Origin of the sequence: Thermogladius sp. (assembly GCF_049970955.1) — an archaeon.
GTDB lineage: Archaea > Thermoproteota > Thermoprotei_A > Sulfolobales > Desulfurococcaceae > Thermogladius.
This window is the reverse complement of sequence record NZ_JBMFLY010000009.1, coordinates 1-25,007: the sequence shown is the minus strand read 5'-3', so window position 1 is coordinate 25,007 and position 25,007 is coordinate 1. Positions and strand designations below refer to the sequence as shown.

At 57.3% G+C, this 25,007-nt stretch carries 25 protein-coding genes and 1 pseudogene; 15 read left to right on the top strand and 11 right to left on the bottom strand.

The window, feature by feature from the left end; genetic code table 11:
- Positions 1–253: 253 nt before the first annotated feature.
- A complete protein-coding gene (locus ACP5VX_RS02630) occupies positions 254–1,606 on the bottom strand; it encodes a TiaS agmantine-binding domain-containing protein (RefSeq protein WP_428724350.1) in 1,353 nt (450 codons plus the stop codon).
- Positions 1,599–2,570: a deoxyhypusine synthase gene (locus ACP5VX_RS02625; RefSeq protein ID WP_428724349.1), complete on the bottom strand. Its 972-nt coding sequence runs from the start codon at positions 2,568–2,570 to the stop codon at positions 1,599–1,601. Before ACP5VX_RS02625 ends, ACP5VX_RS02630 begins: the two co-directional genes overlap by 8 nt.
- Before the next feature lie 121 nt (positions 2,571–2,691).
- On the opposite strand from ACP5VX_RS02625, the gene ACP5VX_RS02620 reads away from it, so the two are divergent.
- Positions 2,692–3,354: a restriction endonuclease gene (locus tag ACP5VX_RS02620; RefSeq protein ID WP_428724348.1), complete on the top strand. Its 663-nt coding sequence runs from the start codon at positions 2,692–2,694 to the stop codon at positions 3,352–3,354.
- On the opposite strand, the gene ACP5VX_RS02615 is transcribed toward ACP5VX_RS02620, so the two are convergent.
- Positions 3,348–4,046 carry a 6-hydroxymethylpterin diphosphokinase MptE-like protein gene (locus ACP5VX_RS02615; protein WP_428724347.1) on the bottom strand — a complete coding sequence of 233 codons (699 nt, stop codon included), beginning with the start codon at positions 4,044–4,046 and terminating at the stop codon, positions 3,348–3,350. The genes ACP5VX_RS02620 and ACP5VX_RS02615 overlap by 7 nt on opposite strands.
- A 12-nt stretch (positions 4,047–4,058) precedes the next feature.
- Positions 4,059–4,841 carry a GTP cyclohydrolase, FolE2/MptA family gene (locus ACP5VX_RS02610; protein WP_428724346.1) on the bottom strand — a complete coding sequence of 261 codons (783 nt, stop codon included), beginning with the start codon at positions 4,839–4,841 and terminating at the stop codon, positions 4,059–4,061.
- Positions 4,842–4,927: 86 nt separating this feature from the next.
- Between ACP5VX_RS02610 and ACP5VX_RS02605 the strand changes: the two genes are divergently transcribed.
- The 7 genes from ACP5VX_RS02605 to ACP5VX_RS02575 are packed head-to-tail and all read left to right on the top strand — an operon-like array spanning position 4,928 to position 11,114.
- Positions 4,928–5,158, top strand: coding sequence for a FeoA family protein (locus ACP5VX_RS02605; RefSeq protein WP_428724345.1), 231 nt, complete (start codon positions 4,928–4,930; stop codon positions 5,156–5,158).
- Complete coding sequence (feoB, locus tag ACP5VX_RS02600) at positions 5,155–7,227, top strand: ferrous iron transport protein B (protein WP_428724344.1); 2,073 nt, start codon at positions 5,155–5,157, stop codon at positions 7,225–7,227. Before ACP5VX_RS02605 ends, feoB begins: the two co-directional genes overlap by 4 nt.
- Positions 7,228–7,258: 31 nt before the next feature.
- A complete protein-coding gene (locus ACP5VX_RS02595; protein WP_428724343.1) occupies positions 7,259–7,942 on the top strand; it encodes an endonuclease III domain-containing protein in 684 nt (227 codons plus the stop codon).
- A gap of 30 nt (positions 7,943–7,972) precedes the next feature.
- Positions 7,973–8,839: a class I SAM-dependent methyltransferase gene (locus ACP5VX_RS02590; RefSeq protein ID WP_428724342.1), complete on the top strand. Its 867-nt coding sequence runs from the start codon at positions 7,973–7,975 to the stop codon at positions 8,837–8,839.
- Between the two features lie 33 nt (positions 8,840–8,872).
- Positions 8,873–9,787: a substrate-binding domain-containing protein gene (locus tag ACP5VX_RS02585; RefSeq protein ID WP_428724341.1), complete on the top strand. Its 915-nt coding sequence runs from the start codon at positions 8,873–8,875 to the stop codon at positions 9,785–9,787.
- Between the two features lie 53 nt (positions 9,788–9,840).
- Positions 9,841–10,488 (top strand): ABC transporter permease, encoded by a 648-nt coding sequence (locus ACP5VX_RS02580; RefSeq protein WP_428724340.1) that lies wholly within the window; start codon positions 9,841–9,843, stop codon positions 10,486–10,488.
- A 47-nt stretch (positions 10,489–10,535) separates the two neighbouring features.
- Complete coding sequence (locus tag ACP5VX_RS02575) at positions 10,536–11,114, top strand: ATP-binding cassette domain-containing protein (RefSeq protein WP_428724355.1); 579 nt, start codon at positions 10,536–10,538, stop codon at positions 11,112–11,114.
- A 6-nt stretch (positions 11,115–11,120) separates the two neighbouring features.
- Here the strand turns inward: ACP5VX_RS02575 and ACP5VX_RS02570 are convergent, their stop codons facing one another.
- The 3 genes from ACP5VX_RS02570 to pcn form a co-directional block, all read right to left on the bottom strand.
- Positions 11,121–12,281 (bottom strand): PhoH family protein, encoded by a 1,161-nt coding sequence (locus tag ACP5VX_RS02570; protein ID WP_428724339.1) that lies wholly within the window; start codon positions 12,279–12,281, stop codon positions 11,121–11,123.
- 64 nt (positions 12,282–12,345) lie between these two features.
- Positions 12,346–12,972 carry a hypothetical protein gene (locus tag ACP5VX_RS02565; protein ID WP_428724338.1) on the bottom strand — a complete coding sequence of 209 codons (627 nt, stop codon included), beginning with the start codon at positions 12,970–12,972 and terminating at the stop codon, positions 12,346–12,348.
- A gap of 10 nt (positions 12,973–12,982) precedes the next feature.
- On the bottom strand, positions 12,983–13,717 hold the full coding sequence (pcn, locus tag ACP5VX_RS02560; protein ID WP_428724337.1) for a proliferating cell nuclear antigen (pcna): 735 nt from the start codon (positions 13,715–13,717) through the stop codon (positions 12,983–12,985).
- 60 nt (positions 13,718–13,777) lie between these two features.
- Here pcn and ACP5VX_RS02555 point away from each other — a divergent pair, with 60 nt between their 5' ends.
- Genes ACP5VX_RS02555 through ACP5VX_RS02540 form a run of 4 tightly spaced genes read left to right on the top strand, consistent with a single transcriptional unit; the run spans position 13,778 to position 16,913 of the window.
- Positions 13,778–14,161: a dihydroneopterin aldolase family protein gene (locus ACP5VX_RS02555; protein ID WP_428724336.1), complete on the top strand. Its 384-nt coding sequence runs from the start codon at positions 13,778–13,780 to the stop codon at positions 14,159–14,161.
- Position 14,162: 1 nt separating this feature from the next.
- Entirely contained in the window at positions 14,163–14,891 is a 729-nt protein-coding gene (locus tag ACP5VX_RS02550; protein ID WP_428724335.1) for a flavoprotein, read from the top strand.
- Positions 14,892–14,893: 2 nt separating this feature from the next.
- Complete coding sequence (locus tag ACP5VX_RS02545) at positions 14,894–16,435, top strand: dihydropteroate synthase-like protein (protein ID WP_428724354.1); 1,542 nt, start codon at positions 14,894–14,896, stop codon at positions 16,433–16,435.
- Positions 16,436–16,493: 58 nt separating this feature from the next.
- Positions 16,494–16,913: an EamA family transporter gene (locus ACP5VX_RS02540; RefSeq protein ID WP_428724334.1), complete on the top strand. Its 420-nt coding sequence runs from the start codon at positions 16,494–16,496 to the stop codon at positions 16,911–16,913.
- A 3-nt stretch (positions 16,914–16,916) separates the two neighbouring features.
- Here ACP5VX_RS02540 and twy1 read toward each other — a convergent pair whose 3' ends face one another.
- Entirely contained in the window at positions 16,917–18,011 is a 1,095-nt protein-coding gene (twy1, locus tag ACP5VX_RS02535; protein WP_428724333.1) for a 4-demethylwyosine synthase TYW1, read from the bottom strand.
- Positions 18,012–18,185: 174 nt separating this feature from the next.
- Here twy1 and ACP5VX_RS02530 point away from each other — a divergent pair, with 174 nt between their 5' ends.
- Together ACP5VX_RS02530 and ACP5VX_RS02525 are read left to right on the top strand one after the other, a co-directional pair.
- Positions 18,186–20,696 (top strand): sugar phosphate nucleotidyltransferase, encoded by a 2,511-nt coding sequence (locus tag ACP5VX_RS02530; protein ID WP_428724332.1) that lies wholly within the window; start codon positions 18,186–18,188, stop codon positions 20,694–20,696.
- Between the two features lie 71 nt (positions 20,697–20,767).
- Positions 20,768–21,424: a flavodoxin family protein gene (locus ACP5VX_RS02525; RefSeq protein ID WP_428724331.1), complete on the top strand. Its 657-nt coding sequence runs from the start codon at positions 20,768–20,770 to the stop codon at positions 21,422–21,424.
- Between the two features lie 61 nt (positions 21,425–21,485).
- On the opposite strand, the gene ACP5VX_RS02520 is transcribed toward ACP5VX_RS02525, so the two are convergent.
- Positions 21,486–22,226, bottom strand: a complete 741-nt coding sequence (locus ACP5VX_RS02520; protein WP_428724353.1) for a sulfite exporter TauE/SafE family protein — start codon at positions 22,224–22,226, stop codon at positions 21,486–21,488.
- A 276-nt stretch (positions 22,227–22,502) separates the two neighbouring features.
- On the opposite strand from ACP5VX_RS02520, the gene ACP5VX_RS02515 reads away from it, so the two are divergent.
- Complete coding sequence (locus ACP5VX_RS02515; RefSeq protein ID WP_428724330.1) at positions 22,503–23,723, top strand: hypothetical protein; 1,221 nt, start codon at positions 22,503–22,505, stop codon at positions 23,721–23,723.
- 7 nt (positions 23,724–23,730) lie between these two features.
- Here the strand turns inward: ACP5VX_RS02515 and ACP5VX_RS02510 are convergent, their stop codons facing one another.
- Together ACP5VX_RS02510 and ACP5VX_RS02505 are read right to left on the bottom strand one after the other, a co-directional pair.
- A complete protein-coding gene (locus tag ACP5VX_RS02510) occupies positions 23,731–24,591 on the bottom strand; it encodes a DMT family transporter (protein WP_428724329.1) in 861 nt (286 codons plus the stop codon).
- Between the two features lie 187 nt (positions 24,592–24,778).
- Positions 24,779–25,007: pseudogene (locus ACP5VX_RS02505) on the bottom strand (hypothetical protein); the annotation flags it as partial.

Genomic DNA, 25,007 nt, shown 5'->3' with positions numbered 1-25,007 from the left:
TTAAGGGCAACTGGCTGTCCCACATCGTCTCGATACCCTACTACAACTACCCTACGGTCGTCATGGGGAGGAGTAGAGGGGAGGCGGGCCAGGTCGAGTGGCTGAGCTTCGAGAGGCAGATCGCTAGGGCGAGACTCAAGTACGTAATACTGTATGAGGTCTCGGTTGTATAGCGGTTTTTAAAGGCTTAAAACAATACAAGCTACTTGGATGACCGGAGACTTCAATGCTGAGCCGTGACGAGACTCCACCCCTAGGGAGCCCCCGATGGTGGTTTAATAAACGGGTCTACTAGCCGGTAGGCGAACTTCTTCGGGGGTATACCAAACCTCTCAACGGGCTTCATCAAGTGCTTGAAGGCGTGCTTGGGCGGCTGGTAGAGACCTGGTGCTATACTCCTCTCGACCCTGATCTTTACCTTCCCCAACTCCGTTGTCCGGTAGCCGCACTTCGGGCACTTGAACCCCTTCCCATACCCTGCGCTAGTCATCCTAGCCCCACACCTAGGGCATAGCGGGTTCTCGAACCTGTAGACCTCGGCGAGCTTCACCACCCGCAACTTCTCGAGGTTGAGGGTGGGCGGGTGGGTGGTGGAGGCGGGCCTCACGCACCCCATCACCTCGACCTCGTCCCCGGCCACGAGCTTGGAGACGACGTCCCTGAACTCCTTGGTGGGCTCGTAGGCCGCGACGTCTATTGAGCAGTGTCCGTCAGACACGCTGAACACGACGTGCCCGCCCTGGATCCTTTGCGGGGCTCTCGTGACTATGCCCCTGACTCTCACACACCTGTAGGGGTACGCTTCGCAGACCGACTCTACCTTCTGGAGGTGCATATCGGTGTGCTGGTTGGTCCTAAACAACACCACCGCCTCTACCTCCTCAAACACTCTTATAGACTTCAACGCCGCCACAATGGGCTCTGGGCTCTCTCCTCTTATCCCCATCAATACGGGGTCCGGGCCTCTTGGGGTCGCCAACAGCCGGCCCGTGTCGTGATCGTAGTTGAGGAAGAGAGCCCCATTCGACCTCAGCTCGGCCTCCTTGACCGACTCCGCGTCTACGAGCCTCGGCTTACCCACGTTCTCCCTGACTCTGTAGAAAATCGCTTCATACGTGAAGTCGCCCTCGAGGAGGTCTACGCCTATCGCAGCCGTAGCCCCTACTAGCCCTCTCTTCCCCTTAACAGATTTTGCCAGAGCCCCCGACTTCTCTATGATCCTCTCAACGACTTGGAGAGGGATCAGGTCCCCGACTGCTTTCGTGCCGATCCTCCTCAAGTACTCGGGTATCTCCCCTTCGAGCACGACGATTGCTGGCTGATGCTTTGGGTTGTCGAACTCCCTGGCGTATTCCTCTGCCATCACCTCGACCATGTCGAGTATGTCTCTGGCGGCCCAGTCCGTCTCGAGTCTTAGGACTACGGCACCGTTCCCCCTCGTCTTCCAGGGCACCGCTGGATTGAGCCTTACTAAATTGGGGTAGTCTACCAGCCTAGCCTTCCTACCTGTCAACTCCCACGCTATTTTGACAGCCAGGTGTGTGGTACAACCCCCTGTGGGAGAGTCGAAGTCGTCTATCCCAACGTGTACTAGCAAGTTACCCACGCTTCATAAGGCACTTCGCCCCCACCACGATTATTGGCAAAAGGACGGTGGCGTCGCCGTAGACCACCACGCTCTTCCCGCTGGGCTTCACCTTCCCCCACGTTATGGCCTCCCTCAAGTGGGCCCCGCTCAGGCTCCCGTCGTACTCGACCGCCGTGGTGATGTAGACGCTGTACTCCATCCCCTCTTTGAACTGAGACCACCACAAGGCGTGGTGCTTCGATATGCCACCACCCACGATCAGCCCCCCGACTTTCCTCGCCGAGAACACCTTCTCCGAGAGGAGCTTCTCGTCAGCGAGGAGGTCTAGTTTCAGGCCGCTCATAGTACTGTGAAAGACGATGTTCGTTCCAAAAGCCCCGTCCAGTAAGCCTGGGACTACTACGGGCACCCCTTTCTCGTAGGCTGCTCTGAGGAAGCTGTTCTCGTCTCTCAACCTCTTTCCGACCTCTGCGAGTAGCTCCACGCCGCTCCACTCCTTCTTGACCTTCACCAGCTCGTCCAATAGGCTCCTCGTGAACCTCTCTATGGCTATACCGTAGCCTTCCCAGGGTATTAGCACGTTCCCGAGCCTGTGCACCTCCACGCTCCTCAAGAACGCGTCGTCGTATAGCCAGTCACCCTTGTAGTACCTCGAGCCAGTAGACCTCGCTATGTCATGGTCTACGGCCCCGCACGTCGTTATAACCACGTCGGCGAAGCCCTCCCTTATCAACTGAGCGATGACCCCTCTTAGGCCGGTTGCGACGAGGTTACCGGTGAAGGAGAAGATCTTGAGGACGTCGGCGTCACTCAACATGGCGGCCAGTACCTGGGAGGCTTTGTAGACGTGGGAGGCCATGAAACCGTGGGACTTACCAAAAGCTTCGACGAGGTCGCACACAGTCATCTCGTGTGAGACTGTGTAGTCTGAGACGCTCTCAACAAGGATGTCCCTTCTAGCGGTCTCCACAAAGTCCGACATCGGCGGACACCTCGGACCGATGCAAATTGGTCGTGCTCATGATTTTTATCGCTGTTCGGCTAAAATACCTATTTAACTCTGACAACGACTACTTGAGAACGCATGAAAACAGGGTTCAGCAATGATTGTAAACCCGCTAGAGCTCCTACTAAAGTACCGTGTTTTAACCTTCGAGGAGTTATCGAGGTTGTCGGGCTTCTCCCGCGAAGTGCTAGAGAGGCTGGTGAGAGACCACGGCACAGCTCTACGCGTCGAGGGCGAGCTGGTCAGGGTCGTCAACCCGATCGACCTAGCCCTGAGGCTTGTACAGCGGGGCATGAGCCCTACGAGGGTGAGCGAGCTGATCTCGTGGAGGGACTTCGAGGAGTTCTCCGCGGAGATCCTCTCCAAGAACTCGTACGAGACGGTCACAAACCTCTTGCTGACTAGTCCCGTGAGGTTCCAGATAGACGTCCTAGGTGTCGACACGGTGACGGGTATGGCTTTGGCCGTGGACTGTAAGCACTGGAGTAGGAACACGAGGGTCGCTCTAACGGCCGCAGCCCAGAGACACCTCGAGAGGCTCGAGAAGATGAGGAAGTACCGTGGCTTTGTGGCGGCTCGTTACCCGGTCGTGAAGAGAGCCGTAGAAGTCGTTGGCGTCATCCTCACGCTCGTTAGGCCGCTATTCAGGGTCTACTCGGGCAGCGTCGTTCTAGTCTCTATAAGCGAGTTCAACTCCTTCCTCCGAGACCTAAGGGTTGTGATGGACGAGCTGGACGTGAAGCCTCTCAAGCTCTATTGAATGAACTCGATTCTGACCCCCCTCTCTTCAAGGTACCTCAAGAGCACCCTTGCCACCTCGAGCTTGAGCCTCTTCACACTCAAGTCCTTTGCGATATCAGATGGGCAGTAGTGGGGGCTGTCGAAGTCGAACCCCGCGAGTATGACGCGGGTGCTCCCGAGGGCCCTTGCTAGGAAGACGGACCTGTCGCCGTCCGTGAACCCCCCGAAGTTGTAGACAAAGGGTCTCGGCTCCACCTGGGTCGAGCCTACGAGCCTCCCGTCCAGCCTCGGCACCACCGCTCTCAGCCTATCAACGTTGTCCCCGTGGGCGTGGACCACTACAATAGAGCCCCTCTGGGCCGCCAAGTTTATGTACCTAACGTCGCCGTCGAGGTCTGTCACCACTATCAGCGGCAGGACGCCCTCTTCGAGTAGGTGCTTTGTGGAGCCGTCTGCAGCTATAACGGGCAGGTGGCTGTACTTCTCCATGTAGAGCCTGGTGTCCTCCTCCAGGTTCTTGCCGCAGCCGAAGACGACCACGGCGCCTCTGAGCCTCGGCAGCTGTTCGAGCGTGGTCCTCCCTCTGTGGGCCGAGATCAGGTCGCTCAGTACGTCAGTTGCGTACTGGTCTCTATCGAAGGACAGGGGCAGCCTGGACCTGATCATGCTGTAGAGGGCTGTCCACTCGCTCCTGTCTATGACCCACGTCAACGCCCGGCCCACCTATCCTAGCTCTACTCTCAGTGCTGCCTCGACGTTGTACTCGTGGATGGACTCGAATGAGACGGCCCTGACGGTGGCATAGCCCTTGAACCACTTCAGGTTGTCTCTAAGCCAGCTCGCCACCTCTCTCACGACATCCTCGACGAACATAGGTCTCTCAACAAGCCCTTTTATTAGCTCGACTTCCTCGACCCTGTTCAAGTACCCTTTCAACGATGGCTGGACAATGCTCGAAAGACCGCTTATCAACGCCTCCTCGTCGACCTCCGCGTGGCCGCCTCTCAGCGTCACCTCTACGACCACCCGCTGCATGTGGGTCAGAGGCCTCCCGGTAAGCTCGAGAGAGGTCTGGAGCGCGCAGGGACAGGCGTTGGAGGTGGTGAACCTGTAGCTCCAGACCCTCCTAGTCACGCCCACGCCCCTCGCGTATAGCACTCTCTTGGAGGCTTCGAAAGACCTGTAGTCGTCCCCCTCTCTGACGAGACCGCTAGCCCTCAATACCACGAGAGCCCTACCGGAGTACTCGTGGAGGGATAGCAGCCTTTCAGCTAAGACCTCCGGCTCTCTGTAGACCTGCTCGCTCGTCATGGACCTCACGGCCTTGTAGCTCCTCGACAGGTGAACCCCCCTCATGTGGGGTGGTAGGTCCACGTAGGCCTTCAGCATCGGGACAAGCGTTATACGCCCCCAAGTAAACGGGGGCAGCCTTATCCACCCTATACCGACGAAGTCTATGTAGATCTCTCGCGCCGGTCTCTCGTCGTGGATGTCGCGGGTCGACATACCGGGCTACACACCTTTAAAAAGGCGTATCAGCGTTATAGCATAATAGGATTTGGTGTTAGGTTATCCTAACAGGGGAATGTGGGATGCTTACACTCGACAATGCTAGGCCTGGTGCGAAGCTTAGGATTGTGAGCGTGGACGGGAGAGGGTGGGTCCAACGGCTTTACCAGATGGGCCTCCTACCCGGTAGTATCGTGGAGGTCGTGTCAAACTACGGCGTTGGACCCGTGGTGCTGAGGGTGATGGGGGCCGAGGTCGCTATTGGTAGGGGGATCGCCAGGAGGATCTACGTTGAAGAGGTGAAAGAGGGTTGAAGGAGATCACCGTAGCAGTGGCGGGTCAGCCTAATGTCGGCAAGTCTACGTTCTTCAACCTGCTTACCAAGAACAGGGTTCTGGTTGCCAACTGGCCGGGCGTTACAGTCGAGAAACACGAGGGGTTTCTAGAACACAGGGGCTACCGCATCAAACTAGTGGACCTGCCCGGCGTCTACGGTCTCTCCGCGTTGACCCTCGAGGAGAGGATTTCGAGAAGTTACATCCTCGGAGGAGAAGCCGACGTCATTATAGCGCTCGTGGACACGACCATACCCGAGAGGACGCTGTACCTGCCTATCCAGATCCTAGAAATGTTCAGGAACGTAGTGGTAGCCTACACAAAGTACGACATGGCTCACGAGATGGGTATACACATAAACTTCGACGCATTGGAGAAACGGCTCGGCGTCCCAGTCGTGCCTGTATCCGCGGCGACAGGCTACGGTATAGAGTACCTCTTGGACAAAGTGGTAGAAGTAGCGGAGAAAGGCGGTAGAAGAGACTACTTGAGAATCGACTACGGAGAGCTAGAGCCTTTCATAGAAAGCGTGGAGCGGGAGCTGGCGAAGTGCGAAGGCCTTAAAGATTACCCCTCAAGGTGGCTCGCAATAAGGCTACTCGAGGGCGACGAAGAGCTATCCAAGCTACTGTCTGAGAAATGCGGTGGCGATGTTTACAGGTCGTTTGAGGAGGTGAGGGCCGAGGCCCGGAAGGCCGTGGGTAGAGACATATCCGAGTTCGCGTCGGCGAAGAGGTTTAGCTTCATTATGAGCCTAGCGCGCGAGGCGATAGTCAGAGCCCGGATCCCCGAGGCAAAAAGGGCGAGGAGCATTTTCTACCACCCTGTCATTGGGATAGCGCTCAGCTTAACGCTACTCTTGTCGATCTTCATGCTGGTCTTCATAGTCAACACAGGGTTTCCGTTGAACACCTTATTGTCGTTACTCGGGCAGGAGGAGCTGGCAAGTGCTGTGGAGGAGTACAGCCTGTCGGGCCTGTTGGAGAAAGGCCTGGGCTGGCTCATGGACCTGGCGAGGTCTTCTATAGCTAACCCGCTGCTGGCAAGTTTTGTGGCAGACGGCGTCATAGGCGGGGTGGCCTCAATACTCGCTTTCCTACCGCTGATATTCATCGTCATGTTTGTCCTGTCCCTGGTAGAGGACGCGGGCCTACTCCCGAGGATGGCCGTAGGGGTTTCGGCGTTGACGACAAAGATAGGCTTGTCAGGCAACGCGCTGTTCCCAATAACCATCTCGCTCGGGTGTAACGTCCCCGGTATAATGGGGGCAAGGGCGAGCCTGACGGCAGGCGAGAGGATTAGACAGATACTCACACTGCCGTTAATCCCCTGCCAGGCCAGGCTCGTCGTCTTACTGGCTCTCGCGACAGCTCTGAGGACTCTAGGTGGATGGCTCATGGTCTTCACTGGCTACGTGGCGGCCTTCTCGGCGTTCGTGGTATTGAACTACGCCTTGTACAGGCTTTCGAGGACAAGGGAGCCAGTCCCCGAGATGCTCCTAGAGATACCCGCTTACCACAAGCCGCTCGGCAAAGTCGTGTGGTGGATGACGTGGAATAACGTGAAGCACTTCCTAGAGAAAGCGGGCACGATCATATTCTTGTCCAGCATCGTCGTATGGGCTTTGTCGTCGTTTACCCCCACGCTCACTTACACTGATGACCCGTCTAACAGTATCGCAGCAGAGGTGTCCAGGCTCCTCGCTCCCGCGGTTTACCCGTTCCATGTCACAGGAGAAAACGCCTGGATGGTGGTCTTCGGGCTTCTCATGGGGTTCGTCGCGAAGGAGGTCTTCGTGTCGACCATTCTCACGATAACCGGGGCTCCCAACATGGCCGAGGCGGTCTCGGTGATGGGCTTGACAGACGCTCAACTCATCGCGATAGGGGTCTTCACGACACTCTATGTCCCATGCCTAGCCACTCTCTCTACCATATATAGCGAGACGAGAAGTGCCAAGCTAACGGCCCTCTCAGTCCTCCTGTTAATGGGCACGGCTTATCTCATATCCGCACTCGTATACTACTTGCTAACGTTAATACCGTGAATCCGTATTCTAAGTAGTCCAGGGTCCATTTTTGGAGGAGATCTGCACACGTATCTACGAACTGCTGTCTAGGAAGTACGAGATAAGAGAGGGAGACTTTGTTGGGCTAGTTGCGAGAGGGAACCTCTTCGAGCACCTCGTTGCCGTCCTATTGAGCCAGAACACCAGCGACAAGAACGCTATCAAAGCGCTCTCCAACTTGAAAAACAAGCTCGGGGAAATCACCCCCGAGAAGGTCCTTTCACTGGACATAGGTGAATTGGCTCAGCTGATAAAGCCCGCTGGTCTACACCTTCAGCGGGCTAAGAGGATCGTGGAACTGGCGAGCTACCTAAGAGACAGGCTCGAGGAGTTCGAGTCGGAGGTAAGAAGAATGGACGTCCTAGAGGCCCGGAGGGTGTTGATGAACCTACCAGGGGTGGGCGAAAAGACTGCTGACGTCCTGTTGCTGGTCTACTTCGGGAAACCGGCTTTCCCGGTCGACACGCACATCAAGAGGATAACCACACGGCTAGGCTTCGTGAAGGGAGGCTCGTACAAGAGAGTATCCGGCTTCTGGCAAAGCTGCCTCCCGCCAGATAAGTACTTGGAGACACACCTCCTTCTAATCCAACACGGCAGGGTGACCTGTAAAGCCAGGAAGCCCTCCTGCCACGAGTGCCCCATCAAAGAGTTTTGCGAGTACTATAAGTCGGAATACCGCCATCAACAGTAGTCGGGAGACGGTCTGAGCGTGGGGGTAACGTTGTCAAGGGGTAAGATGCTGAGGAAGCTGGCTCGCGAGACGCTGGGCGAGGAGGTGGCGAGCAAGCTGTGGGGGAGGATCGAGTTCGTAGGAGACATAGCTCTGATCAGGATACCGCCCGGTATAGAGGCTGACACGCTCAAGCGGCTCGCCGAGAGGATCTTGGAGGAGTTCAAGTACGTCAAGAGCGTGTGGGGTGGCTACCCTGGCGTCCAAGGGGAGTACAGGCTCCGGAAGTACGTTCACCTGGCAGGAGAGCCGAGGAGCGAGACAGTCTACAAGGAGCACGGCTGTCTTTTCAAGGTGGACATCACGAGGGTGTACGTGTCCCCTGTTCTAGGCTTCGAGCACAGGAGGATCGCCGGCCTCGTCCGGCCAGGTGAAGTGGTTCTAAACATGTACGCGGGTGCCGGCTTGTTCAGTATTATAATCGCGAAGTATAGCAGGCCGTCCAAAGTCTACAGCATCGACATCAACCCAGACGCGTACAGGTACATGGTGGAGAACGTCAGGCTCAACAAGGTCGAAGGGGTGGTAGAGCCCATTCTAGGGGACGCTGTAAAAGTGATCCAAGAGAGGCTCGCCGGCTCAAGCGACAGGGTCTTAATGCCCTACCCGGACGTCGCCTTAGACCACCTCCCCTACGCCGTTATGGCCTTGAAGGACGGCAAAGGAATGGTGCACGTGTACCTCCACGTTAAGGCTGCTAAGGGCGAGGACTACTTTGGGAAGGCCGTGGCTCTCCTGAGCCAGAGGCTCGGCGAGATCGGCGTCAAGTGGTTCAACGTCGCGAACAAGAGGGTCGTCAGGATGGTGGGGCCGCGAGTATACCAGGTCGTACTCGACGTTGAGGTGAAAGTTTCTTAATTGAAGGCGGGGTCTAGATGAAGGGTGTTCCTCGTGAGCAAGGCTGTAATCGTGCTCTTGCTCCTCGCGGCCTTCCTGGCCGGGTTCGCGGGCGGTTACTTGTTCAGCTCCGCGAGTACCCCGAGCGGGGCGCAGGCACCGCCTACTAGAGTTACAGTGTCGACGACGACTAGCTTGTACCAGACCCACCTGCTAGACGACCTGCTGGCGGACTTCAAGAACGCTACCGGGCTGAGCGTCGAGTTCGGCGTTCTCGCTAAAGGGAGTGGCGAGGCGTTGAGACTGTTAAGCGACGGCTCGGCCTGCCTGGGCTTCACCCACGCCCCTTCACTCGAGCTGAAGTACCTTCTCAACGGCAGCATCGTCAGGCTGAGCATCTTCGCCTACAACGAGTTCGTGATAGTGGGGCCAAAGGACGACCCGGCTGGAGTCTCTAACGCCGCATCGGCTGTCGACGCCTTCAAGAGGATCTACGAGGCGGGTGAAAAGGGCTTGGCCAAGTTCGTGAGCAGGGGCGACAACTCCGGGACTCATGTGAGGGAGCTACAGCTCTGGAAGCTCGCGGGGCTCGACCCCAGCGGTAAGGCCTGGTATTTAGTCTCGGGACAGGGCATGGCACAGACCCTTCTAATGGCCGACAACCTCAAGGCGTACACCCTAACGGACGTCGGGACGCTCCAGAGCCTCGTATCACAGGGCAAGGTCAGCAACCTGGTTATACTCCTTAGAGACCCCAAGCTACTGATCAACGTCTACAGCTTCTACGTCTCCTCTAGCCAGAGCTGCAGGAGCAAGGACGTGAGTAACCTGGCACTCCTACTCGCCGAGTACTTGAACACGAGAGGGCAGCAGTTAATAGCCTCTAAGTACAAGGACCTCTTCAACCCAGCCCTCCAAAACCTGACAGTCGTCGAGTCCGCCTGGGTCGAGCTGAGCAGGCTCGCCTGACGCGGCCACGCCTTTATCCCTCAAATAGCATTTTTCCATCTGGGTGTCGAGCCTTGGAGAGCCTCCTCGACATCACGCTGAGAAGCCTGTGGATATCCGGGCTGGCTTCACTCGTATCCTTCATAGCCGCCCTCGCTCTGTCGTTCTCCCTGGCCCGTGCCCGGGAAAGCGTGGCTAACGTCGTCGCGGGCATTTTAGAGTCGCTAGTTGGCGTCCCCACGACTGTTATAGGCCTTTTGACCTACATGCTACTCTACCCTAGGGGCCCCCTCGCCCCGTTGAACTTGCTCTACACTCCATGGGCTATCGTGATAGGCGAGAGTCTTGTCGCCCTGCCGGTCTCAGCGGTGGTTTTGTACAGGTCCGTCAGGAGGAGCCTCAGCGTAGTGAGCGAATTGGCAACATCACTGGGTCTAACAAGTGGAGGTCTCTTCGGGATAGTGGCGAGGGAGATAATACCTGACCTCTTCACCTCTTACCTGGTGGGGTTCTCGAGGGCCATTGGAGAACTAGGGGTCGCCCTCATCGCCGGCGGCGGGATTCAGGGGTATACGAACGTGCTCACTACTGCGATAGCCCTCGAGACGTCTATAGGAAATTACGAGGACGCCATCAGCATCGGGCTAGTTTTGATCTCGATCACGTCTCTGATAACGTTGGCGTTGAAGACTATGGGTGAGAGGATTTGGAGGTCGTCCTAGAAGGCGTGAGCCACACGTACAATGGTAGAGAGTACGCTCTCGAGGAAGTGGGCCTGTCCATCGACGGCCCGGGGTTGTACCTCGTGGTGGGCCCCAACGGGTCGGGGAAGACCACGTTGCTGAAGATAGTCTCGCTCAACCTGAGACCCAGCCGGGGTCGCGTAATTGTCGACGGCTTGGACGCCTGGAACACAAGCAAGTGGGAGTTCGCCGAGTTAAAGAGCAAGTTCGTCTACTCCCACGACAAGCCCATTTTACTACGGGGGACTTTCTGGTACAACCTGACGATGGGGGGCAGGCTGTCAGGTAGAGTAGACGAGGACTTCATGAAGCGTCTAATCGAGATCTTCGAAGCGGAGAAGCTACTCGAAAAGAAGTCGTGGGAGCTGAGCGCGGGGCAGGCAAAGCTCTGCTCGTTGATAAGAGCCCTCTCGGTCAAGGCGGAGGTCTACGCGCTGGACGAGCCGTTCAATAGTCTAGACTCGTCCAACGTGTCCAGGCTTCTGGCGGTGCTGAGGGAGCTCTCTAATACGAAGGCCGTCCTTGTCTCGACACACTTCTTGTACGAGGGGCTGTTGAACTCGGCAAAGAAGACGATAAGGCTGATCAACGGAAAAATAGCTTGAGCTAGCCTACTTACTGCTCTTCTTCTCCTCTCCACGCTTCTCCTTGGGGGTCTCGACCTCAATGACTCTGACCCCGACCCCCATTAGCCTCCTCATGACCGCGTCGATGAACCTGACATGGGCCCCCTTCTGCCCCACGAAGGCGGGGTAGGCGTCCGAGCTCACCTTGACTAGGAGGTCCGGGCCCGCGAAGTCGGCGTCGACGATGTGCTTGTGGATCCAGCCTATGGGGTGTATCGACCTCACCAGCGGCTTCAGGTCCAGCGTCAGCTCCACGGCGCGGAGTTTGAGACCCGTGTCGCTCTCGACAGCGGTTATCCTCTCGCCCCCCTTCCCAATCAACCTCCCTATGTAGCCCTCTTTAACTACTATAAGGGCGTCGGGTAGGCTCTCCGTCTTTAGCCCGACAGACTTCTTCTCGTCGATGAACTCGACAGCGGTGATTATCTCGGCGTCGGGGGCCCTGATCTTTGCGGCGTCGACGATCATCTTCTCGCTGTCCTTCAGCTTCCTCGTCCTCAGCTTAGTCTCTAGTATCAGCTTCACCCCTCTGCGCGCACCGGGCCTGACTATGTCCTTGAGCCCGAGGTCGACGACTCTCGCCGACTCTTCGCCCAGGAGCACCTCCCTCAGCAACGAAGCGCTATCTCTACTACCGTGCTCCCTCTGAAAGACCGGGTCTCCGGCCACGATAAGGCGGCTGTTCCTGCCTATCCTAGTTATCAGCTCCACAGCGCTCTCGACGGGCACGCTGTGGACGTCGTCTAGGAATATGATCGAGTCGTCGAAAGTCCTGCCTCTCAAGTAGTGGGTGTCGGCTATGACGATCTTGCCCTGCTTGATCAGCTCCTTTATCTTCTCTACCTCGATGTAGCCGGACAGGACATCGCCGATGTAGTTCGAGGCGACATCGTAGTACATCTCTCCGAGCTCGGCCATCGAGAGCTCTCGACCAGTCGTCACGTCGACTACGGGCCTTGAGATGACGAACCTCCTGTACTCCCCGCTAAGCACGGCGTCGACGCCGTAAAGCAGGCTGAATAGGCTTTTACCAGACCCTGTCGGCCCGAAGAGCCCCACGATCTCGTACTTCTTGTTGGACAACGCTATCTGCATCTCCTCCTGGCCCGGCGTCTGGGGTTTGAGGCTCTTGAACAGCTCACCCATACAGTTTTCCCTCGCGAGGCTAATGAAAACGCAGCCTAGTTAACAGGATTCTAGTAAATAGCCGTTATAAGCTTTCGAGCAAATCGTGGACGGCGCGCTCCCTGAGGCGTAGGGGGGCTAAGCTAGAGGCCAGCCCCCACGCCTCTGCTAACAGCGCTTTCAAGACTGCCGGGTCGACACCGCCCTTCTCGAGGGACTTTTTGAGGCGGTCCTTGGATAGGCTGTCCGCCCACGCCATCATGAGTGCTAGCCCCTTCGCCGTGTAGGGGTACTGACCTCTCGCGACCAGCTTCGCGATCAACCCCTCTAGTGGGGGAAGCCTGACCTCGAACCCGAGCAGGCTATACGCGAAAGACTCTCTAAGTAGCTCAACGTCAAGCCCGGTCGCGGCGGTCTCGATAACTAGGAGAGGGAGTGTGACGAGGTTTACAGCGGCAACCCCCTTCTCCCGCAACGATGTCCTCAGCTTTGCCTCTATGAAGCCCATCTGTGTCACAGAAGTCACTGCTCGGGTAACATCGTCCACCCTACCAGCGTCGACGAGCAACCTCACTTCCTCGATGGGTTGGACAAGCCCGTAAAGCCCGGTGGCTAGGTCGTCCAGGACGACGTAGTTGACTCCGAGCTCCCCGAGCTCCCTCCCTATCCCTTCGACGAGCCTGAGCGTCTCCTCTAGAATCCCGCTCGTCATGTCAGTCCAACTACAGTGCGGGGGCTAGGAGGTACAGTATCTTCCCTACCCCAAGCGAGAACTCCAGCTGGAGCGGGGAGTCGGTGCTGAACCTGACGGCTATCGTGTCGGATATTTTGCTGAGACCGATCACCGAGGAGACGTAGGAGACTTGGTAACTGGCTTTGCTCCTCTCCTTTACCTCGAGGGACACGAGAGCCGGCGACCCAACTTGGTACTTGGCCTCGACGGCCCCGGTACCCTTACCCCTCACTATTAGGGCCTCCTCGGTCGCCTCGAACTCTATCTTCTCCGAGACGCTTTCCACGTCCTTGACCGCCTCCTTGAGGCTGCCGGCTATAAGTCTGGCGTCCACTTTAAACTCCAGGTTAGCGAGAGATATCTCGGGCGGCTTGACGTCGAGGTTCCTGAACCTGTAGAGCCTCTTCGTGGCAGAGACCAGCGTGAGCTCGACGTGCTCCTCGTCACCCTCGATGTTGAGTCTGTCCCCCTTCTTTGCCTTCTTAAACAGCTTGTTCAGGTTGGACAACGAGACCCCAATATTGAGTGGGGCCTCTACATTGTACTCGCTGAACGCTTCTGCGGGTAGCTCTATGTCTATTAGTGCGATGTTGCTTACGTCCATCGCCGTGATCTTGAGCTTATCCTGTTGGAACTGGAAAGCCGCTTCATCGACTATCTTGCTCAAAGCGTCTACAATCTCCTTGAAGTACCTCGCCTCCGGGTAAACCACTTTTATCAACACGCTACACCATACATGTGATTATACGTTGAGCCTAGGTAATTAAACTCAGTGGTCGGTTCTATGCCTGACCGGGCAGCTAAATATTTCAGCGCCAAGGTGACCGAGAGAGACCGCGCGGTGTTCGAGGCAGGCCTCGCGCTGGGCATGGTGGTCCACCAGTTCACGGGCATACCCTTGAAGAGCAACGAGGACGCAGAGCTGTTGGAAAGGCTGATCGAGAGGTCGATCTTGTCGCAGCCTTACAGGACAAGGGCGAAAGTCGCGATAAAGAGGAGGTTCGCCCACAACCCCGAAGACCCCTACGACTACAGCACCCTGAAGACGAGCGACCTCGACGTCCTAGTAGAGGTGAAGTACGGCAGGTTCGTGGTGAGGGCCAGGCTCAGGCGCGTTGAAGAGCTCGACTTCAACCTCGCCTACATCGAGGACATAGAGGAGGTGTGAGTTGAAGGCCATAGCGTGGGCCATAACTGGGTCCGGTGTCTTCATAAACGAGTCGCTGGAAGCCATACGAGCACTCAGGAGTAGGAACGTCCCGGTTACCGTGTTCGTCTCGAGGGCTGGCGAAGAGGTCTTGAAGATGTACGGTATGATTAGAATGCTAGAGGAGGTTGTGCGCGGCGAGTACCCGAACGAGGTGGTTTACGAGAGAAGCGAGGGGCACAGCTACCCGAGAACCGGTAGGTTGTACAAGGGCGTGTACAGCTTCGTGGTGGTCTCCCCCGCTACGATCAACACGGTGGCCAAGATAGTGCACGGTATAGCGGACTCACTGGTGTCTAACCTCGTAAGTCACGCGATAAAGACGGGTACCCCCGTCCTCGTGGTCCCCTCCGACCTGAACGAGACAGCGTCGAGGATACCGCTACTGATAGACCGCGACGCGTGCGAGTCCTGTAGCAGCTGCGTTGCGAGTACGGTCTGCCCCACAGGGGCTCTGAGCAGCGACCGCGAGTTCAAAGTCAGAGTAGACTTGTTGAAGTGCACGCTCTGCGAGCTGTGTGCTAGAGCGTGCCCGTACGGCGCTATAAAGTTGAACGTCGAGATAAGGGTTAAGCCCCACCCTTACTACGTGGGCATCATAAAAAGGTTAACCGAAATACCGGGAGTAGAAGTCCTCGAGAACCCGGGCCGCGTTCTCGACGTTCTCAGGGAGAGAGGTGTCTACGCTTGAGGGTGCTTTTTGTGACCGGCAGGCTAGCTAGCGAGATGCTGAGGAGGGTGCTCGAAGAAAGCGGCCTGAGTCCCGGCGAGTACGACGTCTTAGTGGCCGATGTAGACGTGGCAGCCTTCATGACGGCAACCTTTATAAGGCGGGTGCTCGAGCCCCGGAGAGACATCGTCCGGGGCTTCGACCTAGTTGTTGTCCCCGGCTTCACTCGAGGCGACCTCTCTCAGGTTGCCCGCGAGCTCGGTGTTAGCATCGTTAAGGGGCCCCGATTCCTCCAGGACATACCACTGTTTATCAAGGCCCTCAGAGAAGGCGTTAGGTTCTCTCCCGTAGAGCCCGCGGACACGCTACTGGAAGGCTACAGGTCGCAGCGCGAGAAGGAGTTGGTTAAGAGAGTTGAGGAGAGCTCGTGGGAGAAGCGCGTTTTCACCATCGGGTCTGGCCCTGTCGCAAAACCGGTGTCTCGCGTAAGGCCACTCGTAGTAGCCGAGGTGAGCGACGGTGTAGAGCTAAGCGAGGAGGAGGTCGTCACCGCGGCCAAGAGATTCGTCGAGAACGGCGCCGACGTAGTAGTCGTCGGAGGAGAAGCAGGAGAGGATAGGCCGGTAAAAATCGGGTCTATCCTCAGAAGGCTCCGCGGCAGGCTGGGCGTTCCGGTGGGAGTGGACGCCTACTACCCCAGCGAGGTAGAGGCGGCGATTAAGGAGGGCGTCGACCTGGTTTTCGTGTCAAACGGGGAGGTCCTAGACCTGGTGAGGCGGCTCGCACCCCGCGACACGGCAATCGTGGTCACGCCTGGCGCGTCTAAAGCGAGTGGGCAGAGCTCCATCGAAGGTCTAGGGGGGCTGGTGAGCGAGCTGAGGAGAGAGGGATTCGCTAAAGTGATCGCGGACCCCGTACTCCACCCACCCCTCATGGGGTTGCTGGAGAGCATTAAATCGTACATAGACTTCAGAGAGAGGTTCCCAGATACCCCTCTCATGATGGGGGTGGGCAACGTCACGGAGTTCATCGACGCTGACTGCCACGGGGTCAACGCGGTCCTCGCCTCGATAGCCGTGGAGCTGGGGGTGGAGCTACTGCTCACAACCGAGGGGAGTACCAAGACGAGGGGTTGCGTAGGCGAGCTCGCGAAGGCCGTTAGGCTCACCTCCATGGCTCGCTACGAGGGGAAGCCTCCAAAGGATTACAGCGTTAACCTCCTCTACCTGAAGAGCAAGAGGAGCCGGGAGGCCAGGGGGACTCTTCCCGTAAACGTTGTGAGGGTTGGGCTACTAGAGCCCGTGAGGCTCGACCCCAGGGGCTTCTTCAAGGTCTGGGTGGACAGAGAGCACGGCTGCATTGTCGTAGAGCACTACAAGACTGGTGAGAGCGGGCCCGACTACGTCTTCTGCGGTACAGAGCCGGTGTCTATTGGCAGGGAGATAGCTAGGAGGGGCCTAATAGAGTTACTAGACCACGCCATCTACTTAGGTAGCGAACTTCAGAAGGCGTGGATCGCGCTCAAGACAGGTAAGGACTACGTCCAGGACGAGGACTTGTTCTGAACGCCCAAGCCTTTTATAGTTGATACACGCATACTGGGCTTTGTTAACGGTGTCTTAAGTGGAGGACTGGCTTGTCTACGCACTCCTAGACGCTTTCATGGCCGCGCTCGCGACGATCTTAGCGAAAGTCGGGCTGTCCGGTGTGGACTCTGTGACGGCGACGGCGGTGAGGTCTGTTGTCATGATGTTGTTGACTGTAGGGTTCATGCTAGTGGTCCAAGGCCCAGGACTACTGAGGACCCTTACCTCGAGAGACGTTTTGTTCATCGTGTTGAGCGGTGTAGCCGGCGCGCTCTCGTGGCTTCTCTACTTTATGGCGCTCCAGAAAGGCCCTACTACTCCGGTCGTCGTTGTAGACAAGTCGAGCCTGCTTTTCGTTGTTGTGATGTCCGTTATTCTACTGAAAGAGTCTTTGACCGTGAAGAAAGCCGTTGCGACGGCGCTGATGTTCGCTGCTATCGTCCTACTCAGTATGTGATTTTTAGTCCTCTCTCTCCTCGTACTCTCTAGTTAGTACCGGGCACCACTTCTCGGGGTGCTCTACTCCGTCGGGACAGCCCTTCCCGTGCCTAATAGGCTTGTCGATCCGGCTTAACAGCACGATCCTACTCGGTATGCTCTCGCTGAGCACCTTGTACCCGGTCAGCTCGCTCAGCCTCTGGGCTACCCTCCTTATGTCCTCGTGGTCGGGCATGTTCGCGAGAGTCAGCCTGCCCCTACTACCTCCGAGGAACATGTAGGCCTTGACCTCGATGTAGGTTGGGTTGCCTTTTTCTACCATCTTGGCGAAGCTCCTCAGAGCCTCCTCGTGGTCATTGAACCCTTTGACTATCGTGAACCTGAACACTGTGGGAGACCTGAAGCTCCTCACTATCTCGAGCGTCTCCTGGAATAGCTCCCAGGCTCTAGGGACGAGCGGCCTGTTGAACTCCTCGTAGGACTTCTTGTCCCACGACTCGATACTTATATAGAGCTGGGTCGGCTCCTCCTCTAGGTTTGCGAGCACGTCGGGTCTCGTACCGTGGGTGACGAGGAAGGTCGTTATCCCCCGCTTGTGGTACTCCTTAATGAGCTCGCCCAGCCGTGGGTAAAGGAGGGGTTCCCCCGTCAAACTTATGGCGGCGTGCTTCGGGTCCATGGCCTCCTCCACCCTCTTCTGGTCTGCCTTGGGGTTGCCCTTGAAGCCCGCCATTATCTCTCTGTGTACCTTGATGCTCTCCTCTACGAGGACCTCCGGGTCGTCGACCACCGGGACTCTCGTCTCGTCCCAGTGGAGGCCTATGTCCTCGGGCTGTATCCTCCAGCAGTGGAGGCACCTGTTCCAGCACCACGCGGCAACAGGGGACATCTGGATGCACCTGTGGCTCTCGATACCGTACCAGAGGCACTTGTAGCAGAACCTGTTCCTCAGGACGGCCTCTTTGCTCCAGTGGCACCTCTTAACAACTCCTATAGTGCCTATGAAGTGGTAGCCCTGCTTGACCATTCTCTCGTAGATAGCCCTGTACGCCGGGCTGCTGTTCCAGAACTCCTCCCTCTTCCTCTTCACTTCGCTCCAGTCTATGCTCTTCAGCACTGTTCGAAACACCTAACTCCTAGTATTGGAATTGGAAACGGCTCTTATTAACTGTGTTGTCACGCTTTTATACCATGGAGCAATTAATCCTATCTGGGTCCCGCACGTGATGAGCGAACCCGTGTCAGAGCTTTTTGCCGTGAAGACGGTTGGCGTTGCTGAGGTGTGACCTGTTTGGTCAAAGCAGTTATAATGGCTGGAGGAGAGGGCTCTCGCCTTAGACCCCTGACAGTGACAAGGCCTAAGCCGATGATCCCTCTGGCAAACACGCCGATCATTGTGAGGCTGATCAAGCACTTGAAGGAGAACACGGGCATCAGCGAAATAGGCATCACCCTTCACTACCTACCCAACGTAATAATGTCCCACCTCAACGACGGGGCAGACCTAGGGGTAAGGCTCCACTACGCTGTAGAGGAGAAGCCGCTGGGGACGGCAGGGGGTGTCAAGAACCTCATTGATCTAATCGGCTGGGACGACACGATTCTAGTGATCAGCGGCGACGTCGTCACGAACATCGACTTGAAGAGGCTGGTCGAGTTCCACTTCGATAACGAGGCCGACTTGACCATGGCCGTCAGGAGGGAGACGGACGTCACGAGGTTCGGTATCGTGGCGCTAGACGAGAGGGGGAGGGTGCTGAGGTTTAAGGAGAAGCCCTCGCCGAACGAGGTCTTCAGCGACATCATAAACACGGGTATCTACGTTATCGAACCCCACGTTTTCAAGAAGTTGGAGGCTAAGCGCAGTCTAGACTTCGCCTCCGACGTGATCCCCCGGCTCCTCGCAGGTAACTTCAGAGTCTTCGCCATGAGAGTTGACGACTACTACTGGAGCGACATAGGGGACATAGAGCAGTACAGGGCCACTCACGTGGACCTCTTGTCCCGGAGGCTCGCACTACCGGGCGGGATAGAGGGGCGAGAAGTCAGGCCGGGCGTTTTCATCGGCAGGAACGCGCACGTAGACGTCGAGAGGGTCATACCTCCTGTGGTGGTCGGCAACAACTCCAAGATCATATCCTCCACGTTGGGCCCCTATACTGTTATAGGTAGCAACGTTGTGGTAGAGGAGGGCAGTAGAGTGGAGAACTCGATCGTTTTCGACAACGCCTACATCGGTAGCGCGAGCGTTGTGGAGGGGGCGGTGATCGGCGAGAAGGTCACCCTCGGAGACCACGTCGTCGTATCGGAGGGGGTTGTTATAGGCGACGAGACACGCGTAGGTAGGGGGGCAAGCATAAAAGCGAGGGTCAAGATCTGGCCTATGAAGATCATCGACCCGTACACAACGGTCTCCTCCGACGTTAGGTGGGGCGTGAGGTGGAGTAGGGTACTCTTCGAGCCCTGGGGCTTGACCGGTATACTGAATATCGACATAACGCCGGAGTTCCTCGTGAAGCTGGGCTCGGCTATCGGCAGTATAATGAGGGAGGGCGAGAGCGTGATAGCGGGCAGCGACATCTCGCCGGCCAGCCACGTAGGCTTACAGAGCATGATAGCTGGGTTCATGTCTGTTGGGGTCGGCGTGAGGTACGCCGGTTACACACCCCTCCCCTTTATCACGTTCGGCGTCAAGAGGCTGAGGACGAGCGGCGGGGTCTACGTGAACACCTTACAAGGCGAGTACGCGAAGATCCGCGTCAAGGTCTTCGACAGGGAGGGCAAGTTCCTACCTAAGAACTTGGCGAGGAAGATCGAGGACGTCTTCTTCCGCGAGCAGTTGAGGAGATCTGCCGAGATAGACGCCGGCTTCTTCGTCGAGGAGAACGGGCTCGAAAAGCTGTACGCGGAGGAGGCGTCCACTCTACTCGACCTAGAGGAGGTTGATGGTAGTAAGCTCTCGAAAGTCCTAGTGGACTGCGGCGGAGGTGTGGTCTCCAAGGTTATAGCGGACGTCTTCTTCAAGACGAAGCTCCCCCTGTACTACTCGAACTGTACAGATGTGAGGACGCCGAGGGCTATTAGGAGACAGGCCTTCACGGAGCTGGTCGACTCCAGCATAGCGATAGTGAAGGGGACAGGGTTCAAACTGGGGTTCATCTTTGATAACGACGGGGACAAACTAACGCTGGTCACCGACAGGCACGGCCTAGTCGCCGGCGACAAGCTCGTGGCATTAATGGCGCAGGTGGTCCTGACCGAGAGGCCTGGGAGCAGGATACTCCTCCCGGAGACGACGCCGAGGGCCATAATCGAGTTCGTGGAAAGGCTCGGCGGTAAAGTAGAGCTGGCCGAGACAGGGCTCATGGGCCTATCGGAGAAGATCAACACGTCCTACGCTCTGGCGGCGGACGAGAGGGGCTCTATAATCTACCCGGAGTTCCATTACGGTCCGGACGCTATATTCACGGCTATGAAGCTCCTGGTGTTCGCGAGCAGGTACGACATCAACGAAGCCGTCTCGAGGCTTCCCTTGATACACAGGGTGGTCAAGGAGATCTACCTCCCGTTCGAGAAGCGAGGCCTGTTTGCCAGAGAGTTAACGAGGGCCTTGGACATGAGGGAGATCGAGATGATAGACGGACTGAAGATATTCGACGAGGGGGTTGGCTGGGTCTACCTCAGGTTCTCGAGGACAGACCCCGTGGTCGAGGTAATATTCGAGCCCATAGAGGAGGGCAAACTGGAGTACATGATCAAGTCCGTGATGGACCTGATCGGGAGGGTTCTCGAAAAGATATAAAGGAGCTCTTCCGTCTTTAATCAAGCACTGTCACCTGCTCTCTCGACTCTCAAGATAAAGGGGTGGTCCTCGTGGTCAAGATCGTTATTGTGAACGGTAGCCCACACGAGAACGGGGCAACCAGCAAGTTGGCCAGGGTGGCTGCCAGGGGCGTCGAAGACGCAGGGGGGAGTGTCGAGGAGGTCCGGCTGTACGCCTACAGGATAAACCCCTGCATGGGCTGCGTGAGCGAGGACGTCAAGAAGTGCTACTTCCCCTGCCCAGCATTCAACGACGACTTCAACGATGTGGCAAAGAAGCTCGTCGACTCGGACGGGTTCATCTTGGCGACCCCGGTCTACTGGTACGCGCCGAGCGGGGTACTAAAGAACTTTATCGATCGCCTAACGAGCCTGGAGAACATGATATTCCATGCGGGTAGAAGCCTACTAGACGGTAAGGTGGCGGGCTTTATAGCCGTGGGAGCTGACAGCGGGGTTATGATGGCGCTATCCTACATGATGATCGTTATGAACAGTATGGGAGTACTAATACCCCCATGGGCGATAGCCTACACGCACAGCGTCGACCCGCTCGAGGACGAGCAGGCCGTTAGAGACGCCTACAACGTAGGTCTAAACGTGGTGCGGGCGGCCCTACTCGCCAGGAGTAGCGGCGGAGTCTGGTACAAGCCAGACGTGCCTGTAGACTACTTGAGGTCAGTGCACATTATTAAACAGGTCCGTTGAATACGGTTAAGCAGAGCCGTAAACACCGCGCTATCCTAAGTAAAAGACGAGAACCTTTTTATCATATCAAGCCTTGTACCTTGGCAAGCATGTAAAACCCCACAGACACGGTGATGAGACCGTATAGAACCCTCAGCTTGTCTCTAGGGGCCTTGACCGAGAGGTTTGTCCCGAGGTAGCCCCCGACCACACCACCTAGAACGTAAAGGAAGGCTATGCTGGGTATAACGTGGCCGGTTAACGCGTACTCGACCCCGCTGGCTACGCCGAACGTGCCGACGCTTATCAGGCTCGTACCGATGGCCCTGGTTATGCAGAGACCGGCCGAGAACATCAGGCTTGGGACTATTAGGAACCCTCCCCCGATCCCGAAGTACCCGCTGAGCAGCCCTACGAGGAAGCCGAAAAACCCTACCTTAATGGTCGTAGCCTTCGTTATCACCCGGCACTCCTCGAACGCCTTGACCACCCTGTCGACCTCGTGGATAGTCCCAGCCCTCGGGGCTTCCTTCCTCGCGGCCATGTAAACACCGAGCGTGATCGTCGCTACAGCGAAGTACGTCAACAAGCTCCTCCCCGGCGTGATCCTCCCCAGGTAGGCGCCCGTCAGAGAGCCGAACAAACCCACCCCGGCGAACACGAGGCCTATACAAGGCGAGACGTTTCTCTTCCTTAGATGTATGTAGGAGTTGACGTAGGCGTTAACACCCACAGCAAGAGCTGTCGTGCCTATCGCCACGTGCGCCGCGTCGGGGGAGTTCTCGAGCCCAACGAAGTAGAGTAGTAGCGGAACAGCGAGGATGACCCCCTCCCCCTACCGGTCCTGGGAGAAGCCGACTATAAGCCCTGAGACTAGGGACGCGAGTACCTCGTAGAGGCTCACGGAGGTCGCCCGGTAACGAATATCGAGTAAAAGGGTATTACGTTAAACGCCTTACGTGGGGTCCGCTCCCCTACGTGGCGATGACACCGTTATCGAGAGAAGCCGAGGATCTAGTCTGTCTGCGCCTCTTAGGCGTGATGAAGGTATTTATCTCTTGGGCTCGAAGGAGACTTTTGAGGCTCGGGGAGCGACCTCGTGGTCAAGGTAGTTGTCGCCTCCTCTAAGCTGGGGCTGGAGTTCGGCTCGCGCCTCTCGAGGGACGTGGAGCAGGGACTCGCGTCGAGGGGGCTCGGGGGCCTGTTTGCCGGGCTGGTCACGGAGACCGAGCATGTTAGCAGGCTGACCGACTGCGACGTAGGCGTTGTTGTGGTGGCCACGGGCGGCACTGAAGAGCTCATCGTGGCCCTCGGCGAGAGGTGCCAGCTAACGTACGTACTCTACCACTACGCCTACAACAGCCTCCCGGCCACGCTCGAAGCTGCGGCCCTCCTCAGGATGCGTGGAAGGAGGGTCAGGCTCGGCGAGTACAGGGGCCCCGAGGACGCCGCCGGGCTCGTCGAGAGGGTTGTGAGGGTCGTCGAGGGCGTAAACACCCTGAGGGGGTGCAGGCTCGGCGTCATCGGTGGTGCCAGCCCCTGGCTCGTCTACAGCCGCGTCGACCCCGAGGTGGTCAAGAAAAAGCTGGGCTCCGAGGTAGTCCACATACCCATGGAGGAGCTTTTGAAGGAGTTCGACGCGTCGCCGCCCCCGCTTCGAGAGTCGGTGTTGAGAGAGGCGAGAGAAGTGCTCGTGGACAGCGTCGAGGTCGAGAAGGCCCTCCGCCTCTACAGCGCCCTCGAGAGTCTCGCCAAGAGGCACGGTCTATGCGGGTTGACCGTAAAGTGCTTCGACCTGATCACGCTTAGGAGGGTCACGGCCTGTCTACCCATGGCGCTGTTCAACACCCGGCTATTCCCCGCGGCCTGCGAGGGGGATGTCCCGCTACTCCTGTCCATGGCGCTCGGCGAGCTCGTGACCAGGCAGCCTGTCTTCATGGGGAACCCGGCGGTAGTTAGGAGAGACGAGGTGCTAATAGCTCACTGTACAGCGCCCCTGGTCTCCTCGTTCAGGCTGATGACGCACTTCGAGTCGGGCCTCGGCGTGGGAGTCAGCGTCGACTACCCAGTCGGGGCCGGCGTGACCGTGTACAGGCTCACCCCCGACCTCGAGACCCTCAGGGTGGGCGTTGGGAGGGTCAAGCAGTGGTCTTGGCGGGGCGATATGTGTAGGACGCAAGTGCTGGTGGAGATGAAGGGGGCTGAGAGGATCGTCAGGGAGAGCATTGGTAACCACTACGCGCTAGTACTAGGAGACTGGTCCAACGAGCTGTCGCTAGCCGGGGAGCTACTCGGGCTGAGAGTCGAGGAGCTGGAGTAGTAGGACGTCACACCCACACCAACACAACGCTCGCGATCACGCCCAGCCCCAGTAAGACCTTGTACGGCTCTAACACCTGGCCCAACACTAAGTACGCAAGGATCGAGGCCCCGATCGGCTCCGTGAAGACTATGCTCGTTACAATGTTCGACTTGAAGAACCCGAGCAGGTAGTTCATGAGCGTGTGACCGCCGATCATCGGCACCAGGGCCAGGAGTAGGGCGAACAGGATTCTGTGAGGGGTGTCTATTACCTGGAAAGAGCCCTTCACCAGGCTGTAGAGGAGCGCGGTGAGAGAGGCCGTGGCGTATGTGGGTATCACGTACTCTACTGTACTGAGGCCGAACCTGGACCTCGCGACCCTGCCGAGCAGGAAGTACGAGGCGACGAAGAGACTCGATATCATAGCGTAGACGTCTCCCTCCGACAGTTTGAGGCCGGGGCCGCCCAAGAAGAGGTACAGGAACACAGCACCTGACAGGAGGCCGACCACCTCCCTAGCCCTGACCTGGCCGCCAAGGGCTAGCCTCTCCATCACGAGCAATAGAAGAGGATAAGTGTCGACCAGCAGCGTGCTCTCGAAGACGGGTACGAGGAACAGGCTCTCCATCCACAAGGCGAAGTGCAGCCCCAGGAAAACACCTGATAGCGCCGAGACCGCGAGAGCTCTAAAACCGCTGGGTCTAACAAACTTCCTTCTCGAGAGCAACAAAAACACCGTGGCGATAAAAAGTCGCCAGAAAGCCGCCGAGCTTGCGCTAAGACCAGAAAGTATGACGAGAATACTCGCCGAAGATATCGAAACGGAGATTATCAGTAGGTATATAATCAGGAGTCTAACGTCTCCCCTGCTAGCGTATATGGGCACATCTTGGCGACCCGCATGTAAGCTTGTCACGTTAATGAGGGATACACAGCCATCTTATAAGCCTGCCACTCCACTTCTTGCTGGGTAGTGCCCTCTCGGAAAATTCAAGCCTGCGAACAACCACATCTTACCTCGGATGCCTTAACGGCCGACTAGAGCACACCACCGAGGCCGCCCTGTCAAAGAGCTATGTCTGTGCCGGCCCACCCTCTTCACAGCTCTTGTTTTTAACACCACCTATCTGGCTACAGACCCTCCTTATAATGCCGCTCGTGCTGTAGAGGTCGTCCCCTATCCGATCGGGCAACCTCATTACTCTCACCCCGCGTATTCCCCTCCTCTCTAGTTTGTCGCTAAGCCCTTCTGGTGTTATCCACTGGTCGGGCCCTAGTAGTATGATGTCGGGTTTTATGTGC